Consider the following 16453-nt stretch of genomic DNA (forward strand, 5'->3'; position numbering starts at 1 on the left):
GCTCATGGCAGGAGCGCGTCCACGTCCGGGGGATTCTCGAAGATGCCGTCCGCCTCGCCGAGTTCGGCGAGGCGTTCCACGGAGTCCCGGTTGACCTCTGCGGGGAACGCCGGCAGGGTCAGGGCTGCGCGGATGTCGGGATTGATGTCGGTGTAAGTGCCCAGGATATCGCGTACGGCGTCGGGATTGTCGGTCGCGTACTGCAACGATTCGGCGATGGCCTCGGAGAACCGTTCCACGAGGTCCGGATCCTCTTGGGACAGTTGGCTTGTGGTGAAGTACGCCGCGACGGTGAGGTCGGGCGCGGCGTCGACGTAGTTCCACGCGACGGGCCGGCCGCCCTCGGCCTCGATCATGGACTTGAACGGCTCGACGGCCCACGCGGCGTCGACGTTCCCGGCGCTGAGCTGCGCGGGCATGTCGGGGAACGCGACCTCGGTGAACCCGATGTCCGAGGGGTCGCCGCCGTCGAGGCGCACTGACTCGCGGATGGTCGTGTCGCCGATGTTGTTGAGCGTGTTGACGGCGACGGTGGCCGTGGCGAGGTCGGCGGCGGTCTGGATCGGGCTGTCGGCGGGCACCATGACGGCCCCGAAGTCCTCCCCTTCGACGCCGGTGGAGGCCACGCCGTTCGCGACGATCTCCACGGGCAGGCCCGAGGACTGGGCGAGCAGCAGCGAGGTGATGTTCGAGAACCCGAAGTCGAACTCCTGCGCCGCCACCCCGGGCACGATCGCGGCCCCGCCCTGCGCCTCGGTCAGCTCCACCTCGATGTCGCGGGCCTCGAAGAACCCCTGCTCGATCCCGAGGTAGACGGGCGCGACGTCGACGATCGGGATCACGCCCACCGACACGGTGTCGACCCCGCCGTCGTCACTCTCGTCACCGCCGCAGGCGGCGGTGGCCGCGACCATCGCGATCGCCAAGGCGGACATGGAGGCATGGGCAAGCTGGCGTCTCATGAGGGTGCCTCCCGGGAGGAGTGAGATGACGGCACCGAGTGTTCGCCATGCGAATACTCGTTCATATATCGAAACTAGTAGATCGCCCTCCCCCGGTCAACCCCGAGCCGCGCGCCGCTCGCCCCGGCCCTGTCGCACCCCTCGGGCATCGTTGAAGCCGGGGGCGGTCGACATCGGACACACCCGACCGCGGGGGTGCGGCACCCCCGTCCTGTCGCACCCCTCCGGCATCGTTGATGCCGGGGGCGACCGCGCCCCGACACGCCCGACCGCGTGGGCCGCAACGACTCCCGCCGCGACAGCGCCTCCAGAACGCGAGGAAGGGCCGCCCCGGCGGCAGGGCGGCCCCTCTTTTCTCGGTGTTGCGATTCCTGGGTCCTAGGCCCGGCACTCCTCGCGCGCCTCGACGGCGAGGTCCGGGTAGTCGGAGAACACGGCGTCCACGCCGAGGTCGTAGAACAGCTCGAACTCGGCGAGGTAGTCGCCGCGCGCGGCCGGGTCGCTGCTGGAGCGGAAGTCCGCGGGCAGGAACGTGTTCTCGGCGCGGAACGTCCACACGTGCACGTCGAGCCCGCGCCGGTGCGCCCGCTCCACGATGTCGGTCGGCTCCTGGAGGTAGCCGTCGGCGTCGCGCGGGAAGATGCGGTTCTTGTTGAGGCTGATGGTGTCGAGGGTGCGCGCGTACTCGTTGAGCGTCGCGTTCGGGATCTCGCCCTGCCCGTCGATGTTCAGCCCGATCCGGTTGTCCACCAGCTCGTCGACGGCGAGCAGGCTCTCGTACTCGAACGACTGGATCCACACCGGCGAGCGCCGCTTGTCGAGCCCGCGCTCGTCGAGCAGGTCGGCGAGCGACTCCTCGATGCTCATCCCCTTGTCCTCGTAGTAGGACGGGTGCTTCATCTCCGGGTAGGTGATGACGGGCTCGTCGAGGGTCGCGACCCAGTCGAGGATCTCGTCGTACGTGACGAGCTGGAACTCCCCGTCGTGCGCGGCGCTCTGCGGCCGGATGTCGGGGATGCGCTCCTCGGCCCGGAGGGTCTTGATCTCCGCGAGGGTGAAGTCGTCGGCGAAGAAGCCGGTCACCGGCTTGCCGTCGATGGTCTTGGTGGTCTTGCGGTCCGCGAACTCGGGGTGGTCCTCGACGTCGGTGGTCTCGTCCAGCACCGGCTCGTGGCGTGCGATCAGCTCGCCGTCCTTGGTGAGCACCAGGTCCGGCTCGACCACGTCGGCGCCGAGCTCGACGGCGAGCTGGTAGGCCTCCAGCGTGTGCTCGGGCAGGTAGCCGCTCGCGCCGCGGTGGGCGATGACGACCGGGCCCGGGTCGTGGTGGGGGCGGTGCGGCTTCGCGGCGGCCGGCGAGGCGGCGATGCCGATCAGCGCGGCCGCGGCGGCGAGCGCCGCCGCTCCGCGCAGGAGGGCGCCCTTGCGGGACATGTGGATCCGCCTTTCTCTGACGGGCGGTGCGCCCGTCGGGGGGTCTGGGTCACCCTCAGCCAACCGCGCGCGGCCGTATTCGCGCGGGACCGTGGTTGAACACGGCCTGAATCCTGGTTGAAATCGGGCGATTCACCCTAGCCCGCGGAACCGTCCATTTCGGCGCATCGCGCCGCGGGGGCGGCGCCCTGGCGCCGCCGCGGACGGGCGCACCCGAGCAGCCGCGATGCGGGCCCGCCGCTCCGGCGGTGGCGGCCACCCCGGCATACGCCACCTCGACCATCGGTCCGGTCACCGGAGCGGCGGGCCCCGGGCCGAGCACCGCGGTCCACCGCTCCGGTGATCCGGGAACCGGTTTCTGCAATCGAGCACCGATCGGCGCTCGACAACAGCATGGACCGCTCTGTTCAGCCTGCCAAAGCGATAGAAATCGCTTTCTACAACATCTTGATACACCCGCGCCCGAACGTCAAGCATCGAAGCCCGCCAATATAGGATTCGCCACCCGCCCGGCACCGGAATGTCGGACCCCGCAGGCACTATCGAACCGGGGGGACCTCGCGGCGCCCGATTTGCGCAGACACTCCGGGACGCTCCCAAACGCTCCGCCGGGAACCGGCCGGGGCCAGGCCGCGCGGCGGCCCGGCCCCTCGTCCCGATTCGCTAAGCGGCCGTGAGCAACTGCGAGGCCGCCAGGTCGCGGTAGAGGTCGTCCTTCGCCACCAGCTCCGCGTGCGTGCCGACCGCGCGCACCAGCCCGGCGTCGAACACGACGATCTGGTCGGCGCTCGTCACCGTCGAGAGCCGGTGGGCCACGACGATCACGTTGGTGCGCTCGGCCGCGTCGAGCATGACCTGCTTGAGCGACGCCTCGTTCGCGGCGTCGAGCTGCGAGGTCGCCTCGTCGAGGAGCAGCAGCCGCGGCTTGCGCAGCAGCGCCCGCGCGATGGCGACGCGCTGCCGCTCGCCGCCCGAGAGCGTGGTGCCGCGGTAGCCGATCCGCGAGTCGAGGCCCTCGGGGAGCTTCTCGACCAGCTCGGTGAGGCGCGCGGTCTTCACGACGTCCTCGATCTCGGCCTCCGTGGCGTCCTGCGCGGCCATCACGAGGTTCTCGCGCAGCGACCCGTCGAGGACCGGCGCGTCCTGCTCGACGTAGCCGATGAGGCCCCGCAGGTCCTCCAGCGGCCAGTCGCGCACGTCGACGCCGTCGACGGTGACCCGCCCGGTCGTCGCCGGGTAGAACCGCTCGATGAGCGAGAACACCGTGGTCTTGCCCGCGCCCGAGGGCCCCACGAGCGCCGTCAGGCCGCGCCCGCTGGAGGCGAACGTCACGCCGTGGTGCACGAACGGCAGGTCCTCGGCGTACCGGAACGTCACGTCCTCGAACGCGACCTGCGCCGGGCCCGAAGCCGCCATGTGCGGTTCGCCTTGTGCCGCTTCAGAACCCGCCGCTTCGGAGTCGAGGTTCGCGACCTCCTCCACGCGGTGGATCGCCGCGAGGCCGGTCTGGAGCTGCGAGAGCGACGCGACCAGGCCGTTGATCGGCCCCATCAGGTAGAACAGCAGCAGGAGGAAGCCGATGAGCGTGCCGACTTCCATGGCCCCGGAGGCGACGCGCGCGCCGCCGACGCCGAGGACCATCAGGAACGCGATGTTCACCGGCAGGAACGCGGCGACGCCCGCGAGCGCCTCCCACAGCGAGGCCTTGACGCCCTTGTCGCGGGCGGTCGTGGCGGCCGCTTCGAGCCGGCCGATCTCGTAGTCTTCGGCGCCGGAGGCCTTGACGGTGCGGAACGCGCTGAAGACGCGCTCCAGCAGGGACCCCATGTCGCCCAGGGCCTTCTGCGAGTCGCCGGTGGCGCGCTGGATGCGCGGCAGGATGAACACCATCATCACGGTGACGAACACCACCATGGCCATGGTGGTGCCGAACAGGACCGGGTCGAGCCAGGCCATGAGGGCGATCCCGCCGAGGATCATGAACGAGTCGGTGACGCCGCCGATGACGGTGGTGCTCGCGACCGTCCGCAGGAGGTTCGTGTCGGAGGAGAGCCGGGAGACGAGGTCGCCGGGCTTGAGCCGGTCGACCTCGGCGACCTGGAGGCGCACGAGCCGCCCGATGAGCTGCTTGCGCACCGTCAGGACCACGTCCTGCCCGGCGATCTGCATGAGGTAGGGGCCGAGGGCGCTCAAAGCGCCGCCGACGATCACGACCGCCCCGAGGTAGAGGAGCGGCCGGGTGAGGGACTCGCTGTTGGAGAGGGTGTCGATCACGTCCATCGCGATGAGCGGCTGGACGAGGCCGACGATCCCGCCCGCGAACGAGAGCGCGCCGCCGATGATCAGCAGGCGCAGGTGCTGGCGCGCGTACGCCCACAATCGGGAGATCGGGGCCCTGGCGGGGGCCTCGTGCGCGGCTTCGGTGGCCGGGGTGGTGTCGGTCATCCTGGTTTCCTTTTGGTCAAGGCAGCGTCGTCGCTGCTCCCGCCGGGTGCTGCGGGACCTTGTCGAAGCTACCCGGGCCGACCGACACCGGCCTCCGCTCACCGGAGTACTTCCGGCTCCGCCGGAAGTCGTAAGACCTCAGTCCTCGGCGAGGACGATGATCTTGTCGCTGGGCTGGACCATGAACTGGAGCGACTTGTCCGGGTTGAGGTGCACGCCGTAGCTCGGCGCCTGCTGCGCCTCGGCCACGACCCGGTACCCGATCGCGGTCTCGCCGCGGCGCCGCGCCGACTCGGCGACCGTGTAGAAGTTGACCGGCACCCCCGGGCGCACGTAGTGGTCGGCGGGCTTGAGGTAGATCTCCGAGCCCTCGGGGCTGAACAGGTTCCCGAACACGTGCGACAGGTGCGGGTTCTCGGCGGTCTGCGTCAGCAGGAGGCTGATGAGCTTGTCGCTGACGATGAAGTCGTCGGCCTGCGTGACCTGCGCGAGCGTGCGGTTGCGGTCGTCGGCCATCTCGGAGACGACCTTGAAGCGGGTGTTCGAGCGCTGCGACATGTCCCGCAGGTGGAGCAGCGTCACGAGCGTCTTGGAGTCCGCGAGCTGCGGCGCGACGTCGTCGGAGCACAGGGCGATGATGTGGTCGTACGAGCCGGGGTTGAGCGATTCGAGCAGCACCCGGTCGGTGGTGTCGTCCTGCTTGAAGTTCAGGCCCTGCACGCGCATCGTCGGGCCGATCTTGCGGATCGCCTCGGCCGCGTCGGGGTGGTCGGTGACCACGTCGGTGACCGAGCCGGGCGCGACGTACTGGTCGAGCTGTTCGAGGACCATGCGGGTCTTGGCGTTCCAGCCGAGGATGAGGGTCCGCTCGGGCCGGTGCTTCTCCTCGGCGCGGGCGACGATCGCCGACTCGTCGATGAAGGGCCGCGAGCCGTCGAGGCGGACCGCGGAGTCGTCGGCGGCGATGAGGATGAGCTTGTCGCCGGGCTGGAGCTGCGCGTTCGAGGGCGGGTTGACGATGCAGCGGCCGTCCTTGGTGAGGACGCCGATGAACGAGGACGTGCGGTAGGAGTGCAGGGCCTGGCTCAGGGGGCGGCCGAACAGGTTCGGCTCCTCGACCATGTAGATCTCGTCGCCGCCGAAGTCGAGGAGGTCGGTGTAGACGACCGAGAGGCCGGACTGGCGGCAGGTCTGGACCATGAGGCGGGCCATGAGGTCGTTCGCGTCGACCACGTGCGCGCCGCGCCCGCCCGCGAGGCGGGCCGCGGGGAGGTTCCGGCTCTCGGAGACCGCGCCCACGACATGGCACTTCAGGGCGCCCTGGCCGCCCTGCGTGACGGCGAGGAGGCTGCGCACGAGCTGCGCGTCCGGGTCGTCCTCGCCGGAGGTGAGGAGGATGACGCTCTTGGCCTGGGAGGGGTTGACGATGCCGATGTCGTCGGGGTCGGCGGGGTCGCCGGTGCGGCACACCACGTGGGTGGTCTTCAGGTCGCCGATCTTGGAGCGGATCTCGTCCTCCATCTCGACCTTGTCGCGATCGGCGAGGATCGCGATCACTGCGCGCTTCTCGCTCTCGTTGGCCTCCACCAGTTCCGAGATGATGATGAAGACCTGATCGGACCATCCGAGGATCACGGTGTGGTCCTTCTCGACGACGAACGAGCGGCCTTTGCGGAGGTCTTCGAGCTTCGCGTCCAGACCCGTGGTGAGGACACCGACGAGCGAGGAGAGGATCACCAGTCCGCCGATGGTCGTGACGAACATGACGACCATGAACGGATATCCGACCTCTGAGTCGCCGGTAATGGTACCGGCGTCGAGGATGTGCGTGAACGAAGTCCACAATGTACCGGCGAAGCCGTCGCCGCCGCCGACGATCGCCAGGAACAGCGCACCGATCGCAGTGAGCACCAGAGTGATGACGGTGAGCCATCCGATGAGCGCTTTCGTACCCTTCGACATGGTGTTGTCGAACCAATAGCGTGCCCGCTGCTTGAATGTCGGATCGGACATCGGGGGCGTCCTTTCTCATTTCGCGTGTTGTCGTCCGACCGACTCGGGGCGGAGGCGAGTGGGGTCGGGAGGGTTTCTCGGGGCGTCGACCATTCATAGCGCATTGCGTCCACTGCGACCGGTCGAAGCGGATCGGCTACTCGGGGTCACCCGAGTCCTTCGGGGGCCGCGAGGGGGCGTGCGGCGGCCGTCGGGTGCTGAACCACTCCACCCTAGAACGGGCGTCGGAAGGGGTTCGGGCGGGCCGCTATCCGAGGGCGTCGGCCACGGGCGCGACGCGGATCGCCAAGCGCGTGTGGCGCTTCGGCACGGTGAACCGCGCCTCCGCGGCGTCGGCGGGCGCCTCGCCCTCGCGGTAGGCGGTGATCTGGAGGCTCACGCCGTCGCGGCACTCGCGGTCCCACAGGTTCGCCTGGTCGGCGACCCGGGCGGCCAGCGCCGCGCCGTTCGGGCCGTGGCCGCGGACGCCGATCTCATTGCCGCCGGGCACTTTCCGGCACACGACGTACGCGAAGTCGCCGCCCTCGACGACCGCGGGGTTGGCCCAGCGCATGAGGAGCCGCTGGAGGCCGTGGTCGCCGAAGGGCGCGCTCATGCGGCCGTAGCCGGGGAACGCGCAGGCGAGCCACAGCGACAGCTGGGTGGCGTCCTCGTTCACCTTGAGCCGCACGGAGGTCCAGACGGTGGAGCCGCGGCCGTCGAGGGCGCCTTCGGCTCCGGCGGCTTCGACCTCCTCGTCGACGTGGAAGGTGAGGATGCGGCCGGAGGAGAGTTCGACGGTGTGCCCTTCGTGGCTGCCGAGGCCGCGCATGGGCATGAAGCCGCAGGAGACGATGGAGCGGCTGCGCATGACGCCGCCGCGGTAGTCGAAGGCCACGGAGTGCTCGCAGCCGCGGATGCTGAGCGGGGCGACGAGGCGGCCGCCGTCGGCGAGCTGGTCCCACCAGGCCGGGGGGAGGTCCCAGGTGCCGACGGTGGCGATGACGCGGTCGTAGGGGGCGCCTGCGGGCCAGCCGAGTTCGCCGTCTCCTCGGACGGCTTGCACGCGTTCGCATCCGACGTCGTCGAGGGCCCGGCGGGCGCGGTCGACGGCGTCGGCGTCGATGTCGACGGTGGTGACGGCGCCTTCGGGCCCGACGAGCGCGTCGAGGAGCGCGGCGTTGTAGCCGGTGCCGGCGCCGATTTCGAGTACGCGGTGGCCGGGGCGCACGTCGAGCTGTTCGAGCATCTCGGCGACGATGGCGGGCTGGGAGGCGGAGCTGACGGCCTCGCCGTCGCTGTTGCGCTTGGTCACGTAGACGTCGTCGGCGTAGGCCGCGCGCAGGGGCGCTTCGGGGATGAAGCGGTGGCGCGGCACGGCGAGCATGGCGGTCTCCACCGACTCGCTCCGGAGCACTCCACTGGTCCGCAGGCCGCCGACGAGGCGGGTTCGCAGCTTATGCGCTTCGTTACCGGAGGTATCGGTGTGATCACCCACGATGCAAGCGTACGTCCGATGTGCCACGTCCGCCTCCCCCACATCCGCCTCCGAGACCCCCGCCACCCTGGCCGTGGGCGCGGCGGTCAGTCGGTGCGGCCGCAGCGGTCGTCGAGCATCGTCCAGAGGTCCTCGCGCTGGGCGTCGGGGACGGTGATCGGCGTGGCGATCGGGTCGGCGCCGTCGAGGAGGATCCAGACGGTGAAGCCGAAGGGCTGCTTGGCGTCGCCCACGGCGTGGCCTTCGCAGCGGAAGGCGTCGAAGACGAGCGGGACCGTGACGGTCTCGCCCGGGGCGCCCTGGAGCGGGGCGTCGGCGAGCGGCGCGGACTCGACCGTGAAGAGGACGCTCCCGCGGACTTCGGTCGCGCCCACGGCGGCGCCGTTCAGCGGCCGCAGTGTCAACCCTCCTTCCAGCGTGCCGTCGGCCGCTTCGGTCAGCTCCCCGAGTTCGATCGCCGTGGCGGCGGCGACGGCCTGGGCGGCGCAGGCTTCGCGGAGCAGTCGGTCAAGCGTGCCGTTGGGGTACGACAATTCGGCGGCGACCTCGTGTGCGGCGCCGTCCTCGGTCTCGACGTGGAGGACCGCCGTGGAGGGCTGCGCGGTGGAGTCGGGTCCGTCGGGGCAGACGCCCGCGCCGTACTCGGTGAGCAGGTCGCGGGTGCGGTCGCCGCCGGGGACCTCACTGTCGAACTCCTGAATGCCCAAGGGCGCGAAGGAGTCCGAGACGAGTTCGACGCCGGTGACGTGCACTGGCGCGTCGCCGTGGTTGGTCACCGCGATGGCGACGATTCCCGGAGCCATGAAGGAGCGCCGGATCTCGGCCGTCGCGGTCAGCTCCGGCGGGGTCGAAGGGCCCTGGACCTCATCGGTCTCCGCGTCGCCGCCCGGGCCGCTCGCGTTCCCGCCCGTGTCGCCGTCGGCGCCGATCCCGGGCCCGGCGTCGCGGCCCGCGATGCTCCCGGTGAGCCCGGCTCCGCCCGCGGCCAGCAGGAACAGGCCGATGATGCCGATCCGCACCCATCGCATGGCGCCTCCCCGCTGCACTCGCGTCCCGACCGATCCGTTCAGTCTGGCACCGCCGCGCCCGCGTGGGAAGCCCCCGCGGGCACCGCAGCGGTTGGGCGCCAACCGGACCGCTACTCGGGGACGACCGCCGCCGTCAGCAGGTGGTTGCTCGCGCCGATCAGGGACGGTTCGCGCTCGATGACGCGCAGGCCGTCCATGAGGTGCGCGCGGGCCGCCTCGTCGTCGATGAGCTGCTCCAGGTCAGGCAGGTACCCCGGGAACCCTTGCACCGCATACTGCTCCGGCGCGAGCCCCGCGTCGGCGAACTCCGAGGCGGTCTCCGACGGGTGCGAGAGGTGCGCGGTCGTGAACATCTCCTGGTCGTGGAACCGCAGCTGCCCGTCGCGCAGGACCTGGAGGCTGTCCTCGGCGGTGATGTGCCGGTCGATGCCGTGCGCCATGAACAGGAGCCAGTCGTTCCACGCCGCCGCGCGGTTGATCGTCACCGCCGCGACGAGACCGCCGGGACGCGCGCACCGCCGCGCCTCCGCGACCGCGCGCACCCGCTGCTCGCGCTCGGTCAGATGGTACAGCGGCCCCATGAGCAGCACGGCGTCGAAAGCCGCGTCCCCGCAAGGGAGTTCGCGCGCGTCCCCCACGAGCGCGTCGACCCCCGGGATCTGCGCCGCGACGGCGACCTGGCTGGGAACGGGATCGACGAGCGTCACCTTGTGTCCGTCAGAGGCGAGCCAAGACGCGTGGACGCCGGTCGCGCCGCCGACGTCGAGCACGTCCAGCCCTTCGCCGGGCAGGAGCCGCCGCAGCAGGTCCTGCATGCGCGCGAACTCCAGGCGGCCGCGCGCGTTGCGGCTCAGCCGCTCCCGCTCGCCGCCGCGCTCGTAATAGGCCGCGATCTCGGATTCGAGTTCCCATTCATTCATGGGCACGATTGTCTGACAGCGGTATCCACCGCGCCACCGGGTTTCGCGCGCAGGAACGGCGGCCGGACTGCCGGGTCCGCGCGCTCCCGCAAGTGCACAGGCCCGGTCGGCTGGCCGCCGCTGTGCTATCTCACCTCATCGCCCCGGCGCGCCCGCGCGCGGCTCCCCCGTGAGTCGGTCCCGCCATGGCGTGCGGCGCAACCGGTGTCAGTTCGCGGCGACGCGGATTCCGAGGGTGACCATGACGGCGCCGGTGACCCCGTTGAGCCAGGCCCGCACCCGCGGCCGCTCCAGCACCGAGCGCATGAGCCCGATGAGGTTGGCGAGCAGCAGGTAGAACCCGGCACAGACCGCCATCCCCACGGCCGCGAGCTCCACGATCACGAGCCAGTCCCCGCCGGTCCCGAGGAACTGCGGCATGAGCGCGGTGAACAGCACGACCGCCTTCGGGTTGAGCAGGTTGCACAGCAGGCCCGACCGGAACGCGGCCCAGCGGCTCATCCCCCGGTCGAGCGTGATCTCCGCGGCGGGCCGGCGCCGCTCCCGGATCGCGGTGACGATCCCGCGAATCCCCAGGTAGACGAGGTAGACCGCGCCCGCGAGCTTGACGGCGGTGAACGCGATCGCCGAGGCCGCGAGCAGCGCGGCGAGCCCGACCGAGGTCGACACGACCCACACCCCGATGCCGAGGCCGACCCCGACCGCGGTCCACATGCCGCTCCCGCGGCCGGACATGACGGTGTTGCGCACGACCATCGCGAAGTCGGGTCCGGGGACGATGGCGGCGAGGAGGATCGCCAGGCCGAAGATCAGCAGCACGGTCATGCACCGATGGTGCCACCGGCGCGGCCGGGCCGCATCGGACGATCGACAGGGTCGGTCGACTGGGTCTCGGGCCTCACCGCCGCGAGACGCCGCCCCACCGCGAACGTCAGGCCGGGTCCGAAAGCCGCCAGTACTGCTTCTTGTCGCGGTCGCGCACGACCACGTCGAGCCCGGCGAGCTCCTCGCGCAGCTCCCGCAGATCGCCCTCGTTCGACTTCTCCAACGCGCGCTCGCGGGCCTTGAGCAGGGCGTCGGCACCGCGCGGGAGCCCGTCAGCACCCGGGACCCAGCGTTTGAACTCGCCGCCGTACGGGTCGCCGCCCTCCTGCCACGCGTAGCCGTGCCGCCGCAGCGCCGCGACGAGCTGCTCGCGGTCGAGGTCGAACTCGACCTGCGCGAGCTCCTGGCGGCGGTGGCCGAGGACCACGAGCCGCTTGCCGTCGAGGAACACCGACGCGACGTCGCCGCGCGCCACTTCCTGCTCGTCGTCGCCGCGCTTGAACCGCATGCTCTCGCGCCCCACGGTGACCGTGAGCAGCTCGCTCACCACCCACAGCCCGAGCACGAGCCCGGCCGCGAACCCCAGCGCGAGCCCGCCGATGAGCTGCACGGCCCGCGGCAGGTCGGTCAGCAGCTCGAACAGGCCCTGGAACGGGAACCAGGACAGCCCGGTGATCCACTCGGCGATGAGCACGAGGCCCCACCCGAGTGCCGCCCCCACGAGCGGGAGGCCGATGAGGACCGCCGGGGCGACCCAGGGCGCATCGGCGACGACGGTGCCGCCGCTGCCGTCGGTCCGGGTGTTCTCGCTGGGCATGGGGCCGCCGCCTTTCCGTTGAATACGAACGAGGCGAGCATATAACACCCCATCCCACCTGCGAAAACACAATCCAGAAGGACTAGTTCGCAAGGAGGAGAACAGGACCGCGCGGCGATACTTAAGTCGCGGCGGACCCGACTTCGGTCGTGCCCGGACGCGCCGCCGCCACGGCGTCCCGCCACGGTCGCGCCGCCTCGAACGGCGGCAGCTCCGGAACTCGCTCCTCCAAGAGCGCCAACTGGACCCGCTGCAACCGCCGCTGCGCCTCCCGCTCCGGCCCCGGCCGGAACGCGCGCAGGTACCGGCGCCGCGAGCGCCGCCGCGACAGGCCGCGCGCCTCGTCCTCCGAGAGCACCCCGGCCGCGACCTCCTCCGCGGAGACCTGCGCCCACCGGGCCCGGAACCCGCGCCGCACCGTGAAGAACACGACCAGCAGGATCACGAAGTTGAACAGCGGCTTCCCGATCGCGCCAGCGAACCCGCCGTCGAACCAGGGGCTGTCGAACAGGAAGTGCATCCACATCGCGAGCAGCAGGCACCCCAGCGCGACCCACACGCGCCGCGCCGCCGACCGCCCCGAATTGCTCACCAGGTACCCGATCCCGGCGCCCGCGACCGCGGTCATCGCCCAGTGCGACCCGAACCCGGTCAGCCCGACCCGCACCACCAGCGTCTGGAGCGTCGTCGCGAACGGCTCCACGCCGCCCGCCATGATCGCCCCGTTGAACCCGTACAGGAAGTTCTCCACCAGCTGGAACCCGAACCCGACGAGCGCCCCGTAGACCAGCCCGTCTGCGGCGCTGCGGATCAGCCGCGTCGACACCGCCGCGAGCAGCACCACCCCGGCGATCTTCGCGACCTCCTCGTTCAGCGGCGCCGTCAGCGCCGCCGACCAGTCGCCCGCGGTCCCCAGGTCGAAGGTGCGCGACCAGATCGAGAACGTCCGCGTGTTCATCAGCAGCGCCAGCCCGCACGCGGCGAACCCGCCCCACATGAGCGCCAGCCACGTCCCCGACCACGGCGGCGCCTGCACCGGGCGCATGGTCCGCCGCGCCAGCCACACGCCCACGACCAGGCACACCCCGAGCACTGCGACGTTCAGCACCGCCGACTCCGGGAACGCCAGCGCCATCGGCAGCATGCTCTTCCCGAGGTTCCACAGCCCGAACGCCGATCCGGCGATCATCGCCCACAGGGCGAGGGACTTGACGTCGACGGCGGGCCGGACCGCGGTCTCCGGCCTTGCGATGGCGGTCATGCCTGCTGCTCCTCGTCGTCGAAGGCCACGGAGTCGATGATCGCCATGGCGGAGTCCCAGACCTCGGCCCGCGCGTGGAGCGGGCCGAGGACCCTCGCCTCGACCGCTTCGGTGCCGTCGGCGGCGGGGAGGACGAACGCGGTGCCGATGCGGTTGTCGACCTGGAGGGTCCCGGTCAGGCCGCCTTCGATCCATTTGGTGTCGAACTCGGTGGGCTCGCCGAGGTCGACGGCGACGCCGGAGTAGCGCTCGACGTCGAAGACGCGGTCCATGCCCTGCCAGACCGCCTCGACGCCGTCGGGTTCGGCGGCGTTGAAGCCGATGTAGGAGAGCTGCACGGAGACGTCGCCCTGCACGAACGTGAGGCCGGAGTCGAGGCTGCTGGCGTCCTTGTCGAGGATCCAGCCCTCGCCGACCTGCGCGGAGACGTCGCGCTCGTTGCCGAATTCGATGACGGTCCCGGCGGGGAGCTCCTCGCCCGCGGGGAGCGCCTTGGGGATGAGGCCTTCGACGGCGGTCAGCGCGAGGAGCGCGCCGGCCACGGCGAGGGGCGCCCAGATGCGGCGCGCGCCGTGGACCGCGTTCCCGGCCCGGTTGAAATCGTCCACTTGCTCAACTTAACGGCTGAACTGTGAGCGAGCTGGGGAAACGGTGAGCAGTCGGATGCGGATCGGCGCGTGAACACGAACATCGGTCACTATCCGTACTACGCTCTGGGCATGGCGATTCGATGGACGACCGCGTTCTGGGACTTCCCCGCCGAGGGCTTCGAGGACGGCATCGCGTTCTGGCTCAAAGCGACCGGTTCGACGCTGTCGCCGCGGCGCGGCCCCGGCGGGTCGTTCGCGACGCTGGTGCCGCCGGGCGCGGACCCGTGCCTGCGGGTGCAGCGGGTCCTGGAAGGCAAGGGCGGCAACCACCTCGACCTGCATGTGGACGACGTGGAGGCGGAGGCCGAGCGGGCGCAGGTCCTCGGCGCGGCCCCGGTGCACGCGGAGCCGGGCCTGGTGGTGCTGCACTCCCCCGGCGGGTTCGCGTTCTGCCTGGTGAACCACCACGGCGAGGTGAAGGTCCCGGCGCCGGAGGCGTGGCCGGGCGGGCAGCGCAGCCGCGTGGACCAGCTGTGCCTCGACGTGGCGCCGCAGGCGTTCGACCACGAGCTGGTGTTCTGGCAGCGCCTCACGGGCTGGCCGCAGGTGCCCACGAGCTCCCCGGAGTTCCGGCGCCTCTACTCGCCGCCCGAGCTGCCGCTGCGGTTCCTGCTCCAGCGATTGGACGCGGCCGGGCGCGGGCCCGCGAGCACCGCGCACCTGGACCTGGCGTGCTCCGATGTCGACGCGGAGACGCTGCGCCACACGGAGCTCGGCGCGACGGCGGTGCGGCGCCACCACTGGTGGCAGGTGATGCGCGACCCGGCGGGCCTGGAGTACTGCATCACCTCGCGCGATCCCGACACGGGCGCGGTCCCGGTCTAGGACTCAGGTGGCCCCCGAACCGGTGACCCCCGATCCGCCGCGGCGGGTCGGCCGGGCGCTGATGACGCAGTCGTGGCTCGACCTCGCGTTCCTGCACTGGGAGGCGGACCCGCAGGAGGTGGCGCTGCTGCTGCCGCGCGGGACGGTCCCGGACCTGTTCGAGGGGCGGGCGTACGTCGGCCTGGTGCCGTTCCGGATGCACAAGGTCGGGTGGTTCGGACTACCCGGGGTGCCGTACTTCGGGACGTTCCCGGAGACCAACGTGCGGCTGTACTCGGCGGACGGCACGGGCCGCCGCGGCGTGGTGTTCCGATCGCTCGACGCGTCGCGGCTCGTCCCGGTCCTCGCGGCCCGCATCGGGTTCCGGCTCCCCTACGTGTGGGCGAAGATGACCATGCGCTCCGAGGGCGCCGTGCAGGTCTACGAGAGCCGACGCCGCTGGCCGGGGCCCGAGTATCCGGAAAGTCGCATCGCGGTCCGACGGGGTGCGCCGGTCGAGCATCCGACCGATCTGGAGCACTTCCTCACGGCACGGTGGGGCCTGCACACCACGGTCGCCGGGCGCCTGCGGTTCATCCCGAACGAGCATCCGCGGTGGCCCCTGCACCGGGCCGAGCTGCTTGACTGCGACGAGGACCTGGTGGAGGCCGCGGGCCTCACCGTGAGCGGCGATCCGGTGAGCGTCCTGTGCTCGCCCGGGGTGCCGGTCCGCTTCGGACGGCCCGTGACCGTCCGCTCCTGAATGAGCACGTCCTGAAAAATCCGGCAGGATACCGTTTCCAGGCTCTTGTGCGGTTCGGCGGAGAAAGTTACCTTTATCTATAAGGAAGGCTTCTTAATGATATGAGGTGATCCAATGCTCCGTCGCCCCCGCCGGAAGCTGGTCGCGCTGATCGGCGCGCTCACGTTCGCACTGGCCCTGGCCACCGGGATCTCGATGTCCGCCGCCAACGCGCAGACCGCCTGCGCCGCAGCATGGAACGCGGGCTCGGTCTACACGCAGGGCAACACCGTCTCCTACAACGGCAACAACTGGACCGCCCAGTGGTGGACACAGGGCGAGACGCCCGGCACCACCGGCGAGTGGGGCGTGTGGCGCAACCCGGTCGCCTGCGGCGGCGGGTCGACCGACCCCGGCGACCCCGGCACCCCCAGCGGCCTCGACGTCACCGAGGCCCAGTTCAACCAGATGTTCCCGAACCGAAACTCCTTCTACACCTACCAGGGCTTCGTCAACGCCACCGCGTCCTACCCGGCGTTCGGCAACACCGGGAGCGCCACCGTCCAGAAGCAGGAAGTGGCCGCGTTCCTCGCCAACGTCTCCCACGAGACCGGCGGCCTGGTCCACATCGTCGAGCAGAACACCGCGAACTACCCCCACTACTGCGACGCCGGCCAGTCCTACGGCTGCCCCGCCGGGCAGGCCGCCTACTACGGCCGCGGCCCGATCCAGCTGAGCTGGAACTTCAACTACAACGCCGCGGGCAACGCCCTCGGCCTGCCGCTCCTCACCAACCCGTGGCTCGTGGAGCAGAACGCCACGGTCGCATGGCAGACCGCCCTCTGGTACTGGAACACCCAGTCCGGCCCCGGCACCATGACCGGCCACACCGCCATGACCTCCGGCGCGGGCTTCGGCGAGTCCATCCGGTCCATCAACGGCTCAATCGAGTGCAACGGCGGCAACCCCGCCCAGGTCCAGAGCCGCGTCACCAAGTACCAGTCCTTCACCTCGATCCTCGGCGTCGCGCCGGGGTCCAACCTCTACTGCTGATGAGGGGATGAGGACGCGGGCC

Annotated in this window: 14 protein-coding genes; 3 read left to right on the forward strand and 11 right to left on the reverse strand. The window is 71.0% G+C overall.

All coding sequences use genetic code 11. The annotated features are described in order from the left end of the window. Positions 1 to 2: 2 nt before the first annotated feature. The 11 genes from B0I28_RS17335 to B0I28_RS27320 all read right to left on the reverse strand — a co-directional run bounded on the left by B0I28_RS17335 (position 3) and on the right by B0I28_RS27320 (position 13790). Entirely contained in the window at positions 3 to 962 is a 960-nt protein-coding gene (locus B0I28_RS17335; protein WP_106365083.1) for an ABC transporter substrate-binding protein, read from the reverse strand. A 378-nt stretch (positions 963 to 1340) separates the two neighbouring features. Beyond that, positions 1341 to 2396 (reverse strand): glycerophosphodiester phosphodiesterase family protein, encoded by a 1056-nt coding sequence (locus B0I28_RS17340; RefSeq protein ID WP_106365084.1) that lies wholly within the window; start codon positions 2394 to 2396, stop codon positions 1341 to 1343. A gap of 663 nt (positions 2397 to 3059) precedes the next feature. Next, positions 3060 to 4841: an ABC transporter ATP-binding protein gene (locus B0I28_RS17345; protein ID WP_106365085.1), complete on the reverse strand. Its 1782-nt coding sequence runs from the start codon at positions 4839 to 4841 to the stop codon at positions 3060 to 3062. 138 nt (positions 4842 to 4979) lie between these two features. Next, the gene (locus B0I28_RS17350) at positions 4980 to 6854 is read right to left on the reverse strand and encodes a CASTOR/POLLUX-related putative ion channel (protein WP_106365086.1); all 1875 of its coding nucleotides are present in this window, start codon (positions 6852 to 6854) and stop codon (positions 4980 to 4982) included. 247 nt (positions 6855 to 7101) lie between these two features. Further along, complete coding sequence (gene fxlM, locus B0I28_RS17355) at positions 7102 to 8331, reverse strand: methyltransferase, FxLD system (RefSeq protein WP_181245828.1); 1230 nt, start codon at positions 8329 to 8331, stop codon at positions 7102 to 7104. A gap of 86 nt (positions 8332 to 8417) precedes the next feature. Continuing rightward, the gene (locus B0I28_RS17360) at positions 8418 to 9359 is read right to left on the reverse strand and encodes a hypothetical protein (RefSeq protein WP_106365088.1); all 942 of its coding nucleotides are present in this window, start codon (positions 9357 to 9359) and stop codon (positions 8418 to 8420) included. A 110-nt stretch (positions 9360 to 9469) separates the two neighbouring features. Next, complete coding sequence (locus B0I28_RS17365; RefSeq protein WP_106365089.1) at positions 9470 to 10279, reverse strand: class I SAM-dependent methyltransferase; 810 nt, start codon at positions 10277 to 10279, stop codon at positions 9470 to 9472. A gap of 207 nt (positions 10280 to 10486) precedes the next feature. Next, on the reverse strand, positions 10487 to 11104 hold the full coding sequence (locus B0I28_RS17370) for a LysE family translocator (RefSeq protein ID WP_106365090.1): 618 nt from the start codon (positions 11102 to 11104) through the stop codon (positions 10487 to 10489). Between the two features lie 106 nt (positions 11105 to 11210). Beyond that, positions 11211 to 11921 carry a YqeB family protein gene (locus B0I28_RS17375; protein WP_106365091.1) on the reverse strand — a complete coding sequence of 237 codons (711 nt, stop codon included), beginning with the start codon at positions 11919 to 11921 and terminating at the stop codon, positions 11211 to 11213. 121 nt (positions 11922 to 12042) lie between these two features. Then, entirely contained in the window at positions 12043 to 13182 is a 1140-nt protein-coding gene (locus B0I28_RS17380; protein ID WP_181245829.1) for a PrsW family intramembrane metalloprotease, read from the reverse strand. Continuing rightward, positions 13179 to 13790 carry a hypothetical protein gene (locus B0I28_RS27320; RefSeq protein ID WP_181245830.1) on the reverse strand — a complete coding sequence of 204 codons (612 nt, stop codon included), beginning with the start codon at positions 13788 to 13790 and terminating at the stop codon, positions 13179 to 13181. The genes B0I28_RS17380 and B0I28_RS27320 overlap by 4 nt, the downstream gene beginning before the upstream one ends. 111 nt (positions 13791 to 13901) lie before the next feature. Between B0I28_RS27320 and B0I28_RS17385 the strand changes: the two genes are divergently transcribed. The 3 genes from B0I28_RS17385 (at position 13902) to B0I28_RS27955 (ending at position 16431) form a co-directional block, all read left to right on the forward strand. Next, entirely contained in the window at positions 13902 to 14657 is a 756-nt protein-coding gene (locus tag B0I28_RS17385) for a VOC family protein (RefSeq protein WP_106365163.1), read from the forward strand. 61 nt (positions 14658 to 14718) lie between these two features. Next, positions 14719 to 15399 (forward strand): DUF2071 domain-containing protein, encoded by a 681-nt coding sequence (locus B0I28_RS17390; RefSeq protein WP_106365164.1) that lies wholly within the window; start codon positions 14719 to 14721, stop codon positions 15397 to 15399. Between the two features lie 114 nt (positions 15400 to 15513). Further along, a complete protein-coding gene (locus tag B0I28_RS27955) occupies positions 15514 to 16431 on the forward strand; it encodes a glycoside hydrolase family 19 protein (RefSeq protein ID WP_106365093.1) in 918 nt (305 codons plus the stop codon). Positions 16432 to 16453: the final 22 nt, after the last annotated feature.

The sequence above is a fragment of the Glycomyces artemisiae genome (assembly GCF_003002955.1).
GTDB lineage: Bacteria > Actinomycetota > Actinomycetes > Mycobacteriales > Micromonosporaceae > Glycomyces > Glycomyces artemisiae.

Bases quoted from the DNA above. Each gene is read 5' to 3' on its own strand.
- B0I28_RS17370 (WP_106365090.1), bottom strand. From the start codon at position 11,104: ATGACCGTGCTGCTGATCTTCGGCCTGGCGATCCTCCTCGCCGCCATC.
- B0I28_RS17350 (WP_106365086.1), bottom strand. From the start codon at position 6,854: ATGTCCGATCCGACATTCAAGCAGCGGGCACGCTATTGGTTCGACAAC.
- B0I28_RS17365 (WP_106365089.1), bottom strand. From the start codon at position 10,279: ATGAATGAATGGGAACTCGAATCCGAGATCGCGGCCTATTACGAGCGC.
- B0I28_RS17390 (WP_106365164.1), top strand. From the start codon at position 14,719: ATGACGCAGTCGTGGCTCGACCTCGCGTTCCTGCACTGGGAGGCGGAC.
- B0I28_RS17345 (WP_106365085.1), bottom strand. From the start codon at position 4,841: ATGACCGACACCACCCCGGCCACCGAAGCCGCGCACGAGGCCCCCGCC.
- B0I28_RS17340 (WP_106365084.1), bottom strand. From the start codon at position 2,396: ATGTCCCGCAAGGGCGCCCTCCTGCGCGGAGCGGCGGCGCTCGCCGCC.
- B0I28_RS17360 (WP_106365088.1), bottom strand. From the start codon at position 9,359: ATGCGATGGGTGCGGATCGGCATCATCGGCCTGTTCCTGCTGGCCGCG.
- B0I28_RS17380 (WP_181245829.1), bottom strand. From the start codon at position 13,182: ATGACCGCCATCGCAAGGCCGGAGACCGCGGTCCGGCCCGCCGTCGAC.
- B0I28_RS17375 (WP_106365091.1), bottom strand. From the start codon at position 11,921: ATGCCCAGCGAGAACACCCGGACCGACGGCAGCGGCGGCACCGTCGTC.
- B0I28_RS27955 (WP_106365093.1), top strand. From the start codon at position 15,514: ATGCTCCGTCGCCCCCGCCGGAAGCTGGTCGCGCTGATCGGCGCGCTC.
- B0I28_RS17385 (WP_106365163.1), top strand. From the start codon at position 13,902: ATGGCGATTCGATGGACGACCGCGTTCTGGGACTTCCCCGCCGAGGGC.
- B0I28_RS17335 (WP_106365083.1), bottom strand. From the start codon at position 962: ATGAGACGCCAGCTTGCCCATGCCTCCATGTCCGCCTTGGCGATCGCG.